Source organism: Gordonia sp. UBA7860 (assembly GCF_002500165.1).
In the GTDB taxonomy this organism is placed as follows: Bacteria; Actinomycetota; Actinomycetes; order Mycobacteriales; family Mycobacteriaceae; genus Gordonia; species Gordonia sputi.
The window spans coordinates 1-17,921 of the sequence record NZ_DLSO01000072.1; the positions used below are offsets into that span (position 1 = coordinate 1).

The following is a 17,921-nucleotide window of genomic DNA, read 5'->3' on the forward strand; positions in this document are numbered from 1 at the left end:
GCGAGGATGATCGCCTGAACCCCAACGGATCCGGCATCTCGCTCGGACATCCCATCGGTGCAACGGGAGGTCGAATCCTTGCGACCGCCGCGTACGAGGCGCGCCGTCGTGACGCTCGGTACGTTCTCGAGACCATGTGCATCGGTGGCGGACAGGGGATCGCTGCGATCTTCGAGGCAACCCGATGAGCGCGGTCGAGGTCAGTGCGCACGTCACAGGCCGCCCCGATGCGCCGTTCGTGGTGCTGTCGAATTCCCTTGGCTCCACTCATCGAATGTGGGACGCGCAACTCCCGGCGCTCGAGCAACGGTTCCGAGTGGTGCGCTATGACACTCGCGGACATGGTGATTCGCCGGTGCCCGTGGGTCCCTACACGATCGACGACCTCGCCGACGACCTCGTCGGTGTGCTCGATCGATTCGACATCGCATCGGCCCACGTCGTCGGACTCTCCCTCGGCGGACTGACCGCGATGCGGGTGGCGATTCGCAACCCCGAGCGGGTCGACGCTCTTGCGCTCCTGTGCACCGCAGCATGTTTCGCGCCTCCGCAGCCATGGCTCGATCGTGCGGCCACAGTGCGCGCCGACGGTACGAGGGCGATCGCCGATGCGATTCTCACACGTTGGTTCACCGCGGAATACCTTGCCGACGAACGTAATACGGACACGGTCGCGTGGTATCGCGCGATGATCGCCGGCACCCCGGCGGAGGGATACGCAGCCTGCTGCGAGGCGCTCGCCACCGCGGATGTGCGCGCCGAACTCGGGGCCATCAAGGCGTCGACGCTCGCGATCGCAGGCACCGATGATCCCGCGACGCCGCCCGATCGTCTCGTCGAGATCGTCGACGCGGTGCCCGACGGTCGGCTGGAAGTCGTCGGACACGCGGCCCACCTCGCCAATGCGCAACAGCCACAAGAGATCACACCTCTCCTCCTCGAGCATCTGGAGCACTCATGACCAACGTCAATTCGTCTGCACGGCACAGCAAAGTGGCCGAGTCGGCGGTCAGCGCCGTCGCCGACATCCCCGACGGCGCAAGCCTCGCAGTCGGAGGTTTCGGACTCTCCGGCATTCCCAAGTTCCTCATCGACGCCCTGCTGACGCAGGGAGCGAGTGGACTGACCATCGTGTCCAACAACTGCGGCGTCGACGGTGCGGGATTGGGCCTGCTGCTCGAGGCGCGGCGCATCGACAAGGTGATCGCGTCGTACATCGGCGAGAACAAGGAGTTCGGCCGCCAGTTCCTCGCGGGCGAGGTGACCGTCGAACTCACACCGCAGGGCACGCTCGCCGAGCGAATGCGGGCCGGCGGCAGCGGAATCGGCGCCTTCTACACGCCGACCGGGGTGGGCACTCCCGTCGAGGAGGGCGGTCTGCCGTGGCGATACAACTCCGACGGCTCGGTCGCACTCGCGTCGGCTCCGAAGGAGGTGCGGACATTCCACGGGCGGCAGATGGTGCTCGAGGAATCGATCGTCACCGACTACGCACTGATCCGCGCGGCCGTCGTCGACACTGCGGGCGACTGCTGTTTCCACGCTGCCGCACGGAATTTCAATCCACCTGCCGCGATGGCCGGACGCATCACGATCGTCGAGGCAGAGCGCGTCGTCGAAGTCGGTGAACTCGACCCCGACGAGGTACACCTGCCCGGAATCTTTGTGCAGCGGGTCGTCGAACTGACGCCGCAGCAGGCGGAGGACAAGGGAATCGAACATCGGACAACCCGGCCGCATCCCGTGGCAGTCGGCGCAGCAGAGGTGGCATCATGACCTGGACTCGTAACGAAATGGCCGCGCGCGCAGCACAAGAGCTGAGACCCGGCGACTACGTCAACCTCGGCATCGGACTTCCGACGCTGATTCCCGACCAGATGCCCGACGACTCGGGGATCACGCTGCACGCAGAGAACGGCATCCTCGGCGTCGGCCCGTTTCCCTACGACGAGGACGTCGATCCGGATCTCATCAACGCGGGCAAACAAACCGTATCGACGCTGCCGGGCGCGTCGTTCTTCGATTCGGCCACCAGCTTCGCAATGATCCGCGGCGGTCATGTCGATGTCGCAGTACTCGGCGGCATGCAGGTCGCGATGAACGGCGACCTGGCCAACTGGATGGTCCCCGGCGCGATGGTCAAGGGCATCGGCGGCGCGATGGACCTCGTCAACGGCGCCGGCCAGGTCATTGTGCTCATGGAACACGTCACCAAGAAGGGCGACCCGAAGCTCGTCGCCGCATGCTCACTTCCGCTGACCGGCCGCTCCGTGGTGAGCCGGGTCATCACCGATCTGGGCGTATTCGACGTTGCGGCAGAGGGATTCGACGTCGTCGAGCTCGCGCCCGGCGTCGAATTCTCCGACGTCGAAGCGAAGACCGGCGCGCCGCTGCGGGCGTCGACGTCGGCGTAGATTCTTCGGGAGGTCGAGGTCCGGGGTCTGGGGCTGCGTGCTCTTCCGCGGGTTTTGGGCGTTTCCGCGTGTTGTTTCGCGGGGAGGGCTACGGAGCTAGGGGAAAGTTTCCTTCCCCTACTTTCTGCGCGCGGGGTGCGGGCGCGACCCCAAACTCTTCCGCGGGTTTCGGGCGTTTCCGCGTGTTGTTTCGCGGGGAGGCGTCGGGATCTGGGGGAAGGGTTCTTTCCCCTACTTTCTGCACGCCGCGCCCGGCGCCGCGCCTACCGCCTCAGCGCGGCAAGCTCGGCGCGGGATCGGATGCCGAGTTTCGCGTAGGTGCGGGTGAGGTGATACTGCACGGTCTTTGGTGAGATGTAGAGCTCGGCAGCGACTTCCCGATTCGACAACCCGCGCGCGACCAGTGCTGCCACCGACTCCTCCTGCGGAGTGAGTACGACGTCGCTGCTGTCGGTGCGGGAGGTGTGGAGCCCGCCGGCCTTCAACTCGCGGTCGCACCGCTCGACGTATGTGACGGCGCCGAGCGACGCGAAGATCTCGCGAGCGGTTCCCATCACGGTGTCGGCCTCCCGTCGCTTGCCGGAGCGGCGCAGGGTCTGGCCGTATGCGAAGTTGATTCGCGCGGAGTCGTAACGCAGGGGAAGACCTTCGACAAGCCGAAGTGCCTCCTCGAAAGCGGCTCGCGCTCCGTGGATGTCGCCGATGGCGCCGAGGTAGCGGCCCCGTGCATAGCCCAAGCGGGCTTGTGCCGGATGGTGACCACGCTGCGCCGCGAGTGTCTCGTGTGGAGTGAGCAAATCGTCTGCGGCGTCGTGACGACCGCTGAGCACCAACGCATTTGCAAGCACGTCGACCCACGGCCACCAGCCGGGCTCGACGAGTGCAGGCGTGTGGGCTGCCAACTGTCGCAACGGCTCGAGTGCGCGGATCACACCGGCGTAGTCGGCCTTGGCTTCGGCGAGATGCGCCCTGGTCAGCATCTGAGGAACGCGGATGATCTCGTAGTCGCCCGCGAGCGCTGTCGCCTCGTTGAGGTCGGCGTCCGCTGACTGCCAGTCTCCGCGAAGCGAATGAATCTGTGCGGCAGTCCACGTGAGCAATCCGGTGACCAGATGTATGCCGCTCGTCCTGGAAAGACGCCTACCTTCCTCGACGACGCGCAGCGCGGAATCCCAATCCCCGGTGGAAAAGTGCACGCGCGCAAGCCAACCGTGAGACCACAGTGAGATCCGGGTGGATCCGCCGAGCGCTGCCATCGACACTGCGCTTTCCAGGAGGCTTCGTGCGGTGACGACGTCGCCGAGCCCTAACCTCAGCCAACCATGGCCCATCGTGACCCGCTGTGCCTGCGCTCCGAAACGCACATGCGCGGAGAGCGACTCGTAGGAGGCGAGCGCCAGGTCAGGTCGTCCCGACCAGGCAAGCCCCAGCCCGCGGATGCTCGCGGCCTCAATCCCCGCGGGCGATGTGTCGCCTGCCATCGAGATCGCTCTGTCCGACCATTCGACGAGTTCTGTTCCGCGGCAACGTACCAGGTCGTGGAGAACCCACCGTTGTGCGATCACCGCCGCGACCTCTGGCTCGCGCTCGAGGTTGACGATGCTCCATGCACGCTCGAGCCGGACTTGTGCCTCGGTGGAGCGGCCACGCAGGATGGCCAGATATGCGAGAGTGGCGTCACGAAGCGGCGTCTCGCGAAGAATCTCCACCGACGGGACGAGGGAACCCGCTGCGATGCAGTCGCCCGCGGCGAGCAGTGCGTCGACCGACAGCGTGATCCGTTCGTCACGCAGGATCGGGTCAGAGGTCAATCGTCCTGCGTGGCGGAAGAGTTCGGCCGCCTGCGCCCATGCGCCGTCGGCTCCGAGGGATTCGGCCATCGCGGCGACGTCATCTGCCAGTGCGGCGTCTGCGGCGGGCGTCGCGGCGATTCGATGACCAAGCTGCTGTGCAGCATCGGACGTCAATTCCGCAGCGCGACGGTGCATGTCGGCGACGCCGCGCAGCCCCATCAGTTCGATCACCGCGGCACGGGTCATGGGATTTGCGGGTCGAGGGCGTTTGGTGGAGGGCGTGAGTGCGAAGGGTGCGACGAGGAGTCCACTGTTGAGTGCGTTGTCGATCGCCGAGAGCGGATCGGCGCAGTCGGCCAACTCCAATGCGGTACCCATCGGTTCCGAATCGTCGAGGATGCAGACGGCCTCGATGAGACGCCTCGTGTCATCGTGCTGTTCTGCGAGAATCCGTGCGACATCGTCGCGGACATTTCGAGGTGCGGGGAGGGCGACGTCGGCCTGAGTCCATGCGGCACTGGCTAACTCGTCGAACAGTGCAAGTATCGCTCGTGGGTTTCCCGCTGTATGTGCGAGGAGACTGTCGACCACTGTCGGATGGATGGCAAGCCCACGTGCCGACGCGAGGATGTCGACAGCCGCACGATCGATTCCGTTGAGCTGCAACGTATCGGCGAGGAGCGCGTCGATTGGGGGAGTTCGGTTGGTCGCAGCGAGCGCGACAAATCCGTCGGTGTCGCCGCTCATCGCAGTCGCCAACTCGTCGCCGCTGAGCAGGTCTGCGTCGTCGACGATCCGTAGAGACAGCCCCTGCTCCGCGGCGCGCCTGAGCGTTTTGCGCAGCACTGTGCTCTTTCCCATCCCCGCGGCACCGAGCACGACCACGCGGCGTCGACCGTCAACCGAGTCGGCCGACGCCGCGGCACGGTCGAGGATGGCGGCGATCTCCCGATCACGGCCGACACACGTGGCCTCGATGATCACCGGTTCATCCTATTCGCGACGCTGCGACCGTCATGGCGGAACGTCGATGTCTACCCCTGGTCACCGCCCGCCACGGGGAGTACAGAACCGGTGATGTACGACGCCTCGTCGGACGCGAGGAAGCAGATCGCGGCGACCTGTTCGTCGAGCGTGCCGTACCGCTTCATCAGCGACGACTCCTCGGTTTGTTCGATATGGGCGTCGAACCACCGCCGCTCGACGTCGTTGCGGGGTTGCGGTGTACCGCGAGATATCCGTCGGGGTGGAGCCTGCGTTCCGCCGGGAGCCGTTGCGGTCACGCGGATTCCGTACTCGGCGTACTCCATCGCCAGTGATGCCGTGATGGCATTGACGCCGCCTTTGGCGGCGGAGTAGGGGATGCGGTGTATCCCTCGGGTGGCGGCGGACGACACGTTCACGATGACTCCCTGTCCGGCCTCGACCATGGGCGGCAGTGCGGCCCGGCAGGCGAACAGCGTCGTCATCAGTGAGCGGTCGATCTCGGCGCGGATTTCTGTGTCATCGAACTCCGTGAACGGTTTGAAATTGATGGCACCGCCGACGTTGTTGATCAATACGTCGACGCGTCCGAAAGTGCTGATCGCGCAGTTGATCGCGGCGCGTGCGCCGTCATAGGTCTCCATGTCGGCGACGGCACCAACCGCGCGCACACCGTCGTCTGCCACGGACGACGCGACGTCGTGGACGACCTCGGCACGGTCGGCGCACACCAGCGCGCCGCCCTCGGCCCCGATGCGTCGTGCGGTGTGCTCGCCGATGCCCTGAGCGGCGCCGGTCACGACGACGACCTTGCCTGCGAATCGGCCGGGACTGACGAAACGGGGTCGACGGCGCGTCAGTTCGTCAGCCATGGCGCGACGCATCGTCTGCTTTGATCGATCGGCGTGCGCGGAGATCAGACTGCGTGCACGGTTGCGGTCACCAGAAGTGAACGCCTCGACGATGTCGAGATGGTCCTGTGCGCACAGCGGGTGGCACCAGGTGGCGTTGCGCAAGACCTCACCCATTCGACCCTTCACACCGAGGGCTGAGTAGGCGGCAAGCAGGTGATCGTTTCCGGTGAGACCGAACAGGTAGTCGTGGAACGCGGCGTTGGTCTCGGTGTACTCGGCTGCGTCGACGAACTTTTCGCCGTCGACGAAGGGCACTGTGGCTTCGGCAAGCAGTCGGTATCCGGCCAACTGTCCATTCGTCATGCGACCGAACGTGAGCTCGAGAGCTCCCAGTTCCAGTGCGGCGCGGGCCTCGAACAACGCGTCCGACTCGTGGATGCCCGGGTGTTCCTCCCCGATCTCGTAGCCCTGCGCGGTCACGGTCGGCGGCGTTGTCGGGATGTCGACGGGCGTGGGCGACGGCGTCTCTTTCGGGTTCGCGTCAGCTTCGGACAGGCGTGCGAAGACGGATTGTCCTGCGATCGAACGGGTGTCGTCGCAGACGAGTAGCGCACCGGTGTCCGCGTCGAGGGCGACGGGCGCAGCAGATGTCTGGGCATCGGACCACACCTGCTGTCCGGCGATGCGCCCGATCGCGCCGGCGTCGTCGACCGCGGCCGGCCGCGTCGACAGTGCTCCCAGATCGCTGCGTGCGAGAACTTCCTGACTCGCGATGCTGCGAGCGTCTACGGCCTCGAGCACCTCGTGCTCTCGGCTCGACGACTCGTCCGGCGTGGAGAGCTCTACGCCGGAGGAAGAGCCCGGAGCGTCAGGGATGGTCTTGGCAGGCACGGCGAGCGCGAACTTCTCGTAGTAGAAGCCGACCGGCTCAATGCCGGCATCGGCGACGTGGCTGCGTACCGATTCGACCATCGGGGGCGGACCGCAGAGATAGATGGCCACGTCACCGTCGTACAGATGTTCCGGGCGAATGAGGCTCATCACGTAACCCTTGTGCGTCGCAGCAGTATTCGGGTCGGACACGCAGTGATCCCAGGTGAACCCCGACAGCTCGCGCGCGAAGTACTCGATGTCGTCGAGCGCGACGAGGTCGGCGTCGGTCGACACACCATAGATGAGGTGCACCTTGCGGGGGCTGTTGTCGTCGAGCATCTTTCGAAGCATGGACAGAATCGGCGCCACACCTGTTCCGCCCGCGAGAAGCAACACGGGCCGTGCCGACTCGCGCAAGAAGAACGACCCGTGCGGGCCGGTGAAGCTGATCTCGTCGCCGCGTGCGGCACGCTCGGTGAGGTAATCCGACATGGCTCCGCCGGGGGTGAGCTTGATCAGGAAGACCAGCCGTTCCTCGTGCGGGCCGTTGGCGAACGAATAGGAACGACGCACCACCGTGTCCGTGCCGTCCGGAGCCTGCTCTCCCGGTACCGCGATATTCACGTACTGGCCGGGGAGAAACGCAAGATCCGCGCGGTTGGGGATCTCGACGGTCATACGCATCGTCGACGTCGAGAGGCGCTCGAGATCGACGATGCTCCCGGCGAATTCGCCCGCGGCGGTCTTGGCGATATCGGAGGTGGCGGCGATCTGGAGTACCAGGTCTGACTGCGGTTTCATGCAGCACGGCAATGCGAAACCGTCTGCGCACTCCGATTCCGACAGTGCGTCGTCGATGTAGGTGCCGCCGTCGTAGTCACCCGACTCGCAGAATGCCTTGCACGTTCCGCACGCGCCGTCTCGACAATCGAGCGGGATGTTGATGCGTTGTCGATACGACGCGTCGGCAACTGTCTGGTCTTCCCGGCAGGTGATGAACCGCGTGACCCCGTCCTCGAATGTCAACGCCACCTGGTGTGTTGGACCTGTCGCGGCTGATCCACTGGCTTGCATATCGGTAGTTCTTGCGGTTTCCGTATCGGTAGTGAGTGTCATGCGCGTCGCCTCAGAAGTGGTAGATGTCCACCACGTGGTGGATGTAGTCGTTCTTGAGCACAACCGTCTTTCGGCGGATGAGCGGCGACTCGGCGGAGAAGTCGATCGTGTAGAACGAGGTGCCGTAGTACGGGTCGACGGTGTTGTAACGGAAATACATTGTGTGCCAATTGAATCGGACATCGACCAGGTCGCCACGCCTCTCGATGACCTCGACGTTGCTGATGTTGTGCGACGTTCTGGGTTCGGAAATCGACGTGGCCGAGGATCGTTCGGTTCGAATACGGAACACCCGGTCTTCGAGTCCGCCCTTGTTGGGGTAGTAGATGAGTGAGATGTCGCGCTGCGGATTCTCGACGAGGTGGTCGTCGTCTGTCCAGGCGGGCATCCAGTACTCCACGTCGTCGGCATAACAGCCGAGCCACTTCTCGAACTCGCGATCGTCGAGGTAGCGTGCCTCGCGATAGAGGAACTGCTCGATCATGTTCTGCGTGATGAGGGTTTCGGTGGTCGTGACAGCTGGGTCGACGATCGGCGACTGCGAGGTGGTCATCTCACTTCCCTTCCGGGTTGATGGCGGCACGCATGGTGTCGAGCCAGTAGCCGTGCTGGACCGGGTAGAGGCCCTCGTCCTCGTTTTTCATTCCGGCAGAGACGATCTCGGTCATGCCGAGACTCTCGGCGACGGGGTCGGGTCCGGAGAGCCAGTGCTGCGCACCACGACTCATGTCATTCCACGGCGCGGCGGTGGCGCGGAAGGTCAACTGGCACGAGCGGAACTCTTCGAGGTCGTCGGGAGTGGCCATGCCCGATGCATTGAAGAAGTCTTCGTACTGCCGGATGCGATGCGCGCGTGCGGTGTCACTCTCACCCTTGGGTGCGATGCAGTAGATGGTGACTTCGGTCTTGTCCGGGGCGATAGGGCGGAAGTGTCGGATCTGGGTCGAGAACTGGTCCATGAGATAGACGTTCGGGTACAGGCACAGATTGCGCGATCCCTTGACCATGAATTCGCCCTTCGCGTCGCCGAATTCGCGCTTGAGTTCGTCCATCTTGTCCCACAGCGGACGGTCCTGCGGGTTGGCCGCCCAGGTCCACAGGCACAGGTGTCCGTGCGGGAATGACCAGTAGCCACCGCCCGACTTCCCCCAGCCGCCCGCGTCGAGCGCCTTGGTGTCGTTCGCCGATTCGCCGGTGTTGCGACGCGACGTCGTCGCTGCGTAGTTCCAGTGCGTCGCGGTCACGTGGTAACCGTCTGCGCCGTTCTCGGCCTGCACCTTCCAGTTTCCGTCGTAGGTGTAGGTCGACGATCCCCGCAGCACTTCGAGTCCCTGCGGCGACTGGTCGACGAGCATGTCGATGACCGTCCTCGTGTCGCCGAGATGTTCGGACAACGGGAGGACGTCATCATTGAGGCTCGCGAACAGGAATCCGCGGTAGCTCTCGAACCGGGCAACCTTCGTGAGATTGTGTGAGCCCTCGACGTCGAAGGTGTCCGGATAGCCTGCGCCGTCGGGATCCTTCACCTTGAGCAGTGTGCCGTCGTTGCGGAACGTCCAGCCGTGGAAGGGGCAGGTCAACGTCATTCGATTGTCGGTCTTACGGCGACAGATCATGGCACCGCGATGCGCGCATGCATTGATCAGGCAGTGGAGTTCGCTGTCTTTGCTGCGGGTGATGACGACGGGTTGCCTGCCGATGTAGGTCGTGAAGTAGTCGCCCGGATTCGCCACCTGACTCTCGTGGGCCAGATAGATCCAGTTGCCCTCGAAGATGTGGCGCATCTCCAGCTCGAAGATCTCCTCGTCGGTGAAGATCCTGCGGTTGGCCCGGTATACGCCGGCATCGCGGTCGTCGATGACGGCATCGGCGAGAATGCTTCGCACATGATCGGTCGTGGCTGTCGTCGCTGGTGCGGCGTTGCCGGCGAGTGTCATCTGGGTACCTCCTGGTGTGGGCTGTCTCCCGACTGTGGCATTACGTGTGGACAGTCACACTAGGGCTTTTGCCAGTCCTGACTCAGCGTCGAATTGATCAATTTCATCGATCAATCACACGAATATGAGTCCTTGTCTTGTATGGATCGGGCTTCTACCGTGGATCTCGAAAGTGTCGGCAGTCACATGATGCTCAGGGAGTGACTCAGCTGTCGCTTCCTCCGAGTATTCGGCACGAGAGGAGAGGCGACATGGAGCTGAGGCACCTGCGGTACTTCGTGGCCGTCGCCGACACGTGTCACTTCGGGCAGGCTGCCGCCACGTTGCACGTCGCGCAGCCGGCACTGTCGTACGCGATCAGGCAACTCGAAGCCGAACTCGACGTCACGTTGATGACCAGAACGACTCGCCAGGTCTCACTCACTCCGGCAGGGCTCTACCTGCAGGCAGAGGCCAGGCGCATCCTCGGCGACGTCGACGGATGCGTCGACGAGGTACGACGTATCGCCGCGGGGCGCAGCGGAGTGGTGCGACTCGGGCTGACCGGCATCGGGGCCTTCTCGCATCTGCCGAGGATCGCCCGCGCCGTCAAGCAACAGCTCCCCGACGTCGAGCTCGCGATCTCCGCTGACATGCTGACTCCGACACAACGCGACGCTCTCGTCGCGGGCGAGATAGACCTCGGACTGCTGCGTCCACCGGTGGCCGGTGACGGCATCGAGGTACGCACCATCGACGTCGAGCCGTTGGTCCTCGCCGTGTCCAGCGATCACCGGTTGGCATCCGAACCTGTTGTGGCGCTGCAGGATCTGCGCACCGAACCATTCGTGATGTACGACAGTCGTGATTCCGCTGTCAACGACGCCGTGTTGCGCTCCTGCAGGAGTGCGGGTTTCGTTCCGCAGCGGTTGCACGAGGCGTCGGGAACACCCGTCCTGCTCGCGCTGGTAGCCGCGGGACTCGGCGTCGCGGTCCTTCCCGGCTCGGTGCGTGCACTGCAGTCGGCAGGCGTGGTCATCCGCGAACTGGCCGACGCCGGCTCCATCGAAGTCGCGCTCGCATGGCGCACGGATGACACCAATCCACTCGTCGGCACCGTGTCCGAGGTGATTGCGAGCGCATTCGGCTTCGCCGAGGCGTTGCCGAGTCCCGAACTCTTCACACAAGGACCACACTCATGAAAATCACTGAGATCGAAGCGATTCCGTTCGCGATCCCGTACACCAAACCGCTGCGCTTCGCTTCCGGCGAGGTCCACGCGGCTGAGCACGTACTCGTGCGGGTCCACACCGACGAGGGCGTCGTGGGAGTAGCGGAAGCGCCGCCTCGACCGTTCACCTATGGCGAGACACAAGACGGCATCGTCGCAGTCATCGACAAGGTCTTCGCACCGCAGCTGGTTGGTCTGACGGTGCTCGAACGCGAGGTTATCGGTGAGAGACTCGCACGCACCGTCGGCAATCCGACGGCGAAGTCGGCCATCGACATGGCCGTCTGGGATGCGCTCGGCAAGATTCTCGGCTACCCGGTCGCCGACCTGCTCGGCGGCTACACCGACCGCATGCGCGTCAGTCATATGCTCGGATTCGACGAACCGTCGGTCATGGTCGCCGAGGCCGCGCGGATGCGAGATACATACGGCATCAACACATTCAAGGTGAAGGTCGGTCGGCGGCCGGCCTCGCTCGACACCGCGGTGGTCCGCGCACTACGGGAGAGCTTCGGCGAGTCCATCGATCTCTACGTCGACGGCAATCGGGGGTGGTCGGCGTCGGAGTCGATGCGTGCCATGACAGAGATGGCCGACCTCGGCCTGCTCTTTGCCGAAGAGCTCTGTCCCGCAGACGATGTGCAGGGCCGACGCTGGCTCGTAGAACGTCTCGACGTCCCCTTCATCGCCGACGAATCGGTCCCCGAACCCGCGGACATCACGCGCGAGGTGCTCGGTGGTTCGGCCACGGCGATCAGTGTCAAGACGGCCCGAACGGGTTTCACCAGATCGCGGCGGGCGCACCATCTCGCAGAAGGCCTCGGCCTCGAGGTGGTGATGGGCAATCAGATCGACGGACAGCTCGGCACCGCATGCACTCTCGCGTTCGGAACGGCTTTCGAGCTGACGTCGCGGCAGGCCGGTGAGCTCTCGAACTTCCTCGACATGAGCGATGACCTACTCGCCGAGCCACTGCAGATCTCCGACGGACTGCTACATCGGTCCGAAGCGCCGGGCATCGGTGTCGAGATCGATCCCGAAAAACTCGCCCACTACCGACTCGACCACTGAGAGAAGACCACCGATGCTCTTCCACGTACGCATGGACGTCCACATCCCGCATGACCTCGACCCCGATGTCCGGGCCGACACGCTGGCGCGGGAGAAGGCGTATTCGCAAGAGCTGCAACGCAACGGGGCATGGCCGCACATCTGGCGGATCGTCGGCGAATACTCCAACATCTCCATCTTCGACGTTGCCGACAACGACGCACTGCACACCATCCTGTCCGGACTCCCGTTGTTTCCGTACATGACGATCCGGGTGACACCACTTGCCACCCATCCCTCAGACATCGCTGCGGGTTGACCGGCCCACCCGCAGCGCACCCCAGACCACGGGTTTCGACCCCACGAGATTTCCAGCCCAGCAAGAAGGAGTACCCATCATGACCAACACCATCGACGCCAGCTTCAACGAAGAGGTCACCGCGAAGGCAGCCGAATCGGGCGCCAATGCCTCGGCGCGCTTCCGTGAACGCATGGCCACCAGCGGATCTCGCGCAGGCGTTGTCGACACCGAACGGGTCAACTACCTGGCGAGCAAGGCGGTGAAGGCGCTGAACGACATCGTCCTCGACGACCGCGTCACCTACGAGGAGTACAACGCCCTGAAGGCATGGCTGATCAGGGTAGGTGAGGACGGCGAATGGCCGCTGTTCCTCGATGTCTGGCTCGAGCACTCGGTCGAAGAGGTCGCCAATGAGCACCGCGAGGGCAGCAAGGGCACCATCGAGGGGCCGTACTACATCGAGGGCTCACCCGAATTGTCGTGGAACGGGACCATTCCCATGCGCGACGACGAGCCGGGAACCCCGATGGTGTTCTCCGGACAGGTGCGCGCCGTCGACGGCACACCGCTCTCGGGTGCCAAGCTCGAGCTCTGGCACGCAGACGATCTCGGCTTCTACTCACAGTTCGCGCCGGGCCTGCCGGAGTGGAATCTCCGCGGCACCTGGATCGCCGACGACGAGGGGCGCTTCGAGATTCACAGCCTCCAGCCCGCGCCGTACCAGATCCCCACAGACGGTGCGTGCGGCCAACTCATCGAGGCGGCGGGATGGCATGCCTGGCGACCCGCGCACCTGCATTTCAAGGTGAGCGCGCCGGGCTACGAGCTGATCACCACACAGCTCTACTTCCCGGGTGATCCGCACAACGACGACGACATCGCCTCGGCCGTCAAGCCCGAACTGATGCTCGACCCGCAGCCGGTCGAGGGCGGCGTCGCCGTGACGTACGACTTCGTCCTCGATCCCGAGGCCTGAGTTCAGCTTTCAGATCGGGCGTCCGCAGCGTCGGACGCCCGATCGACGACCACGGAAGGTCGACCATGTTGGTAGCACCGACAACACTTGTCGCCGGCACAACGTCGGACGACTTGGCGCGGGTCCGCGGTCAGGCGTCGTCGTGGCGTTCTCCCGAGATCGCCATCGCAGACCGGGATCTCACCGACGCGGCGCTGAGCGACCTGATCACGACAGCGGATTCCCTTGGCGAGGATTCTTTCTCGCGTGCTGTCGGGGCCATCGTGTCATCGCGGGCAGGCGACTTCGCGCCCATCCCACACCTCGACGCCGCTGTCGAGATCTTCCGGACCTTCCTGCGGCACGAGATGATCGACGGCTGGCTCTACGTCCGCGAGTCCGACGGTTACCTCCATCCGTATCTCGTCATGGACATCGTGCTCGAGCACGGTGACCGAACACATGGTCCGCGAATCAAGTTCACGATGGAAGCAGACAACGCCACCGTGAAGCGGCCCTCACGCAAGCCGCGCGTGCTCTACTTCGAAGACACCGAGGTCGTCGGAAAAACACCCGCGGATGTGCTGTTGGCCGGAGGTGCCTACAAGGAGAGCGGCGACCTCAAGGCGGAGTACCAGGCGCGCCGTGACCGCTACCAGCACATCATCGACACCGGTTTCGGACAGCAATACACGTTCAGCGGCAAAGTGATTCGTACCGACGACTATCGCTCACCCAACTCGCGGAACAATCGCAAGGTGGTGCACGACGTCGCACCCGACGAGATCGCACCGCTACGCATGGTCGCCGCCTCGGTGCTCTACGACAGCAACCGTTACGGCGGAGACGATTTCGGTCCCGTGCCGGTCACCACGGCGGTGCGCGTATTCGATCTCGGCGCGCAGGACTTCCTCGACGTCAACACGGCCGACCTCGCCGAGTACGTCTACGAGACGCACCTGCAGGACAAACTCGTTCTGCCCGACGATCAACGCGAGCTTCTGAACATCCTCACAACAGACATTTCGGTGTTCACCGGCGACATCATCGGGGCGGGAAGTCGGCGGGTAACGTCATCCTCGCAAAGGGACGACCAGGCGTCGGCAAGACACTCACCGCCGAGGTCTATGCCGAGGTCACCGGACGTCCGCTGTACTCGATCCACTCCGGATCACTCGGCATCACAGCCGAATTGGTCCGCAAGAACCTCGAAGTGATCTTCGATCGGGCCAAGCGGTGGGACGCGGTTCTCCTGCTCGACGAGGCCGACGTGTTCGTCATGGAACGCGGACTCGACCTCGCGCAGAATGCCATCGTCGCCGAATTCCTGCGCACCCTGGAGTATTTCGACGGCTTGCTGTTCCTCACCACCAACCGCATCGACGGTGTCGACGAGGCGATCCTCGCCCGCTGTGCGGCGATCATCTCCTACGCGCCGCCCGGACCCAAGGACGCCCGACAGGTCTGGCAGATCCTGGCCGCGGGTAACGACGTCATCCTGGGAGAGGACCTGCTCGACGACCTCGTGGGCGGGTTCCCCGACATCACACCGCGCGACATCAAGATGCTGCTGCGGCTCGCGCTGCGTATGGCGCGGCATCGTGACGTCGAACTCGACGCATCGGTGTTCGCGAGCAGCGCGGTGTTCCGTGGATTGCGCTACGTGCCGGAATCCGAGCGCGCTCAACGGTAGTGGCTCGTGCGGCGCCTCAGCTCGCGAGCACCCAGTCACGTATGCCCGGGATGCTGTAGGCAACGCGCCAGGTGCCCATGTGCTCAGATGCACTGAATCGCCCCGGGTTTGCTGGAGGCTCGGTTAGTTGGTTCCGGCCTCTGCTGGGACCGGGTTCTCACGGTAGCTGGTGACCGTGTGGGCCGCCCAGTAGGCGGCCTCGTACTCGACCGGCGGGACGTGTCCGATCTCGCCGTGCAGACGGCGGTGGTTGAACCACTCGATGTACTCGGCGACCGCGATCTCGACGTCGCCGACACCGCCCCACCCGCTCTTCGGGCGCATGATCGGGTTGCGGATACATTCCGCCTTGAATAACGAGTTGAACGCCTCGGCCATCGCGTTGTCATACGAATCACCCTTGGAGCCAACCGAAGTCACCGCTTCAGCTTCGGCGAGACGCTCGGTGTAACGAATCGCTCGATACTGCACTCCGCGGTCCGAGTGGTGAATCAGTCCGGCCACATCCTGGCCGGCACGATCACGCGCCCACAATCCCATGTCTAAGGCGTCCAATGCGAGGTCGGTGTGCATCGTGGTCGAGACCTGCCAGCCGACGACCACGCGCGAGTACACGTCGAGGATGAACGCCGCGTACACCCACCCGGAGTGGGTGCGGATGTAGGTCAGGTCCGCCACCCACAAGGTGTTCGGCGCCTCGGCGGTGAACTGCCGGCCGACTCGGTCGGCCGGTTGCGGGGTTTCGGCGCCATCGCTGCGGGTGGTCCTGCGTGTCTGCAACCTCGGTATCCCTTGCAGTCCATCGGCTTTCATCAATCGTTCGACGGTGCAGCGCGCCACGTCGATATCCTTTCTGCGTAGTTCGGCGTGGACCTTGCGGGCACCGTAGACGCCGAGATTGTCGGCGTGCACGGTGCGGATCTCGCCGAGCATCTCCCGGTCACGCACCGTGCGTGGCGCCTCGGTCTTGTTCGCACTCAGGTGGGCTCGTACCGTGGACGGAGCGATCTGGGCGGCCGTGTCGCGTAGGGCCGCGCAGATCGGATCGACTCCGTGTTCGTCGCGAGAAGCGGCGACGAACTCCACGATCAACGCTGTGGGCGGTCGATCTCCGCGGCGAAAAAAGCCGACGCCTGCTTCAAGATCGTGTTCGCCCGCCGCAGCTCGCGGTTCTCCCGCTCGAGCTGCGCGATCCGCTCGGAATCGCTGCTCGTGGTCCCCGGCCGCTGCCCGCCATCGATTTCGGCTTGCTTGACCCAGGTGCGTAGCGCCTCCGGGTGCACACCGAGTTGATCGCCGATCCGTTTGAACGCTCCCGGCCGTGTGGCCGGGTCCTTGCGGGCTTCCACCGCCATCCGCGTCGCTCGCTCCTTCAGCTCAATGCTGTACTTCCGAGGTGCTGCCATGCTCTCCATCCTTCACAGGTTCGAGAGCCTCCGACGAACCCGGGGCGATTCACACCACCGCCGGTGGCGGGTACGGTGCCCGCAAGGAACGAGACATAGTTGATCGAGGTGTTGTGCGCGGTGACTTCGGCCACCCGGGTCGAGAGTTGCTGTTGTGATGCTCGGCCGTCCCACGTCGCGCGGGTCACCCGTGCTCCATGCTGCTCAAGCACGCCCATGATCGAGTTCTCGGTGGGGTAGGCCTTCGTGTCCCCCTGTGACACCGTGACCCAGAATCGCTTGCGCGCCAGTGGAGCCGATTGCTCTGCAGGCCATTGCCCTGCGACGACGTACGAGCTTGCGAAGAGGTCGGGATGTTTGATGTTCATCCCGAGTGTCATCATGGCCCCCATCGATTGGCCCGTGGCGTGTAGGCGTTTCGGATCAATCGAGTAGCGGCTGGTGAGTTCGTGTACGAGATTGACGGTCGTGTCGAACAACGGCCCTGGTGCGTAGTCGTCCGACACCACCACGGAATCGTACTGGGGTGCGAGAACGAAACATTCGTGTCGTGCCTGGTCGTCCGGAGACGCCCAGCAGACGGCCCCGAGCCCTTGGACCAGCGGACCTTTCACATCTGCTCCCACGACACTGGCGTCGTGCATGAACAGCACGAGCGGGTAGCTGCGTGTCGGCGAGTAGTTCCGTGGGACAAACAGGTTGTACTTCAACTCCTGACCGTTGTCCGGATCGGAGAACGACTTCTGTTCGAAGAGGTCGACAAGTGGGTCGACACTCGCGCTGGTTCTCACTGCATTTCCCGATGCAGGATATGTGGTACCCGAGACCGTGCTGATCGCACGGGTTTGTGTCACCGTTGCCGCGGCAGACCGGATAACGGGCTTCGCGCTTGATCCCTGGGGTGGTCCGGACTGTGCCTGGTTCTGTGGCGCGGCGGTCTTTGACGACTGGGTGGTCGATTGAGGGTCTCCCCAGAGCAACGCGGTCGAATCTGTGGATGACATCTCGATGATCACGTAGCGGCCGACCACAGGCGAAGCGACAACCGCTGGCGCGCTGTTCGTGTACACCTTGGTGATCGTGCGACCTGGCACCGAATACGACGCCGTGCTGAGCGAAGTCGACTCGATGTCGACGTCGTACTCCACCGCAACCGCGATCAGCTTCTGACCATCGCCGAAGACCCGCGTAATCGCGGTTGCTCCTCGAGTGCGACTGGTTGGCGCCGACTCGGATGAGCAGGCTGCCGCGACAATCGTCAGTGCGCCCGCGCTCAACGTCCCCGCCAGGAACTGCCTTCTGTTCACCCTTTACCTCGCTGCCGAAATGCCTACG

General features: G+C 64.2%; 12 protein-coding genes, 3 pseudogenes and 1 other annotated feature. Of the genes and pseudogenes, 9 read left to right on the plus strand and 6 right to left on the minus strand.

Going from position 1 to position 17,921, the window contains the following annotated elements; all coding sequences use genetic code 11:
• The 4 genes and pseudogenes from B3T59_RS09390 to B3T59_RS09405 form a co-directional block, all read left to right on the plus strand.
• Positions 1 to 188 (plus strand): annotated as a pseudogene (locus B3T59_RS09390) (acetyl-CoA C-acyltransferase); the annotation flags it as partial.
• Positions 185 to 961, plus strand: a complete 777-nt coding sequence (pcaD, locus tag B3T59_RS09395) for a 3-oxoadipate enol-lactonase (RefSeq protein ID WP_064905165.1) — start codon at positions 185 to 187, stop codon at positions 959 to 961. The pseudogene B3T59_RS09390 and the gene pcaD, both read left to right, overlap by 4 nt.
• The gene (locus B3T59_RS09400) at positions 958 to 1,776 is read left to right on the plus strand and encodes a CoA transferase subunit A (protein ID WP_287002096.1); all 819 of its coding nucleotides are present in this window, start codon (positions 958 to 960) and stop codon (positions 1,774 to 1,776) included. Before pcaD ends, B3T59_RS09400 begins: the two co-directional genes overlap by 4 nt.
• Positions 1,773 to 2,414: a 3-oxoacid CoA-transferase subunit B gene (locus B3T59_RS09405; RefSeq protein ID WP_005209332.1), complete on the plus strand. Its 642-nt coding sequence runs from the start codon at positions 1,773 to 1,775 to the stop codon at positions 2,412 to 2,414. Before B3T59_RS09400 ends, B3T59_RS09405 begins: the two co-directional genes overlap by 4 nt.
• A gap of 263 nt (positions 2,415 to 2,677) precedes the next feature.
• Here B3T59_RS09405 and B3T59_RS09410 read toward each other — a convergent pair whose 3' ends face one another.
• The 4 genes from B3T59_RS09410 to benA are packed head-to-tail and all read right to left on the minus strand — an operon-like array spanning position 2,678 to position 9,971.
• On the minus strand, positions 2,678 to 5,191 hold the full coding sequence (locus B3T59_RS09410; RefSeq protein WP_287002097.1) for a LuxR C-terminal-related transcriptional regulator: 2,514 nt from the start codon (positions 5,189 to 5,191) through the stop codon (positions 2,678 to 2,680).
• A gap of 50 nt (positions 5,192 to 5,241) precedes the next feature.
• Positions 5,242 to 8,034, minus strand: a complete 2,793-nt coding sequence (benC, locus tag B3T59_RS09415) for a benzoate 1,2-dioxygenase electron transfer component BenC (protein ID WP_287002098.1) — start codon at positions 8,032 to 8,034, stop codon at positions 5,242 to 5,244.
• 10 nt (positions 8,035 to 8,044) lie between these two features.
• The gene (benB, locus tag B3T59_RS09420) at positions 8,045 to 8,587 is read right to left on the minus strand and encodes a benzoate 1,2-dioxygenase small subunit (protein ID WP_287002099.1); all 543 of its coding nucleotides are present in this window, start codon (positions 8,585 to 8,587) and stop codon (positions 8,045 to 8,047) included.
• A gap of 1 nt (position 8,588) precedes the next feature.
• Complete coding sequence (gene benA, locus B3T59_RS09425) at positions 8,589 to 9,971, minus strand: benzoate 1,2-dioxygenase large subunit (RefSeq protein ID WP_287002100.1); 1,383 nt, start codon at positions 9,969 to 9,971, stop codon at positions 8,589 to 8,591.
• A gap of 251 nt (positions 9,972 to 10,222) precedes the next feature.
• On the opposite strand from benA, the gene B3T59_RS09430 reads away from it, so the two are divergent.
• The 5 genes and pseudogenes from B3T59_RS09430 (at position 10,223) to B3T59_RS09450 (ending at position 15,180) form a co-directional block, all read left to right on the plus strand.
• The gene (locus B3T59_RS09430) at positions 10,223 to 11,152 is read left to right on the plus strand and encodes a LysR family transcriptional regulator (protein WP_287002101.1); all 930 of its coding nucleotides are present in this window, start codon (positions 10,223 to 10,225) and stop codon (positions 11,150 to 11,152) included.
• Positions 11,149 to 12,252, plus strand: a complete 1,104-nt coding sequence (locus B3T59_RS09435; RefSeq protein ID WP_287002102.1) for a mandelate racemase/muconate lactonizing enzyme family protein — start codon at positions 11,149 to 11,151, stop codon at positions 12,250 to 12,252. The genes B3T59_RS09430 and B3T59_RS09435 overlap by 4 nt, the downstream gene beginning before the upstream one ends.
• Before the next feature lie 13 nt (positions 12,253 to 12,265).
• Positions 12,266 to 12,550 carry a muconolactone Delta-isomerase gene (catC, locus tag B3T59_RS09440; protein ID WP_251722576.1) on the plus strand — a complete coding sequence of 95 codons (285 nt, stop codon included), beginning with the start codon at positions 12,266 to 12,268 and terminating at the stop codon, positions 12,548 to 12,550.
• A 79-nt stretch (positions 12,551 to 12,629) separates the two neighbouring features.
• Positions 12,630 to 13,508 carry a catechol 1,2-dioxygenase gene (catA, locus tag B3T59_RS09445; RefSeq protein WP_287002103.1) on the plus strand — a complete coding sequence of 293 codons (879 nt, stop codon included), beginning with the start codon at positions 12,630 to 12,632 and terminating at the stop codon, positions 13,506 to 13,508.
• A 65-nt stretch (positions 13,509 to 13,573) separates the two neighbouring features.
• A pseudogene (locus B3T59_RS09450) lies at positions 13,574 to 15,180 on the plus strand (AAA family ATPase).
• Between the two features lie 123 nt (positions 15,181 to 15,303).
• Here B3T59_RS09450 and B3T59_RS09455 read toward each other — a convergent pair.
• Positions 15,304 to 16,586, minus strand: a pseudogene (locus B3T59_RS09455) (IS3 family transposase).
• Positions 16,180 to 16,308 (minus strand) — a sequence feature (AL1L pseudoknot). It overlaps the preceding pseudogene by 129 nt.
• The gene (locus B3T59_RS09460; protein WP_287002104.1) at positions 16,553 to 17,893 is read right to left on the minus strand and encodes a hypothetical protein; all 1,341 of its coding nucleotides are present in this window, start codon (positions 17,891 to 17,893) and stop codon (positions 16,553 to 16,555) included. Before B3T59_RS09460 ends, B3T59_RS09455 begins: the two are co-directional and overlap by 34 nt.
• Between the last annotated feature and the right edge of the window lie 28 nt (positions 17,894 to 17,921).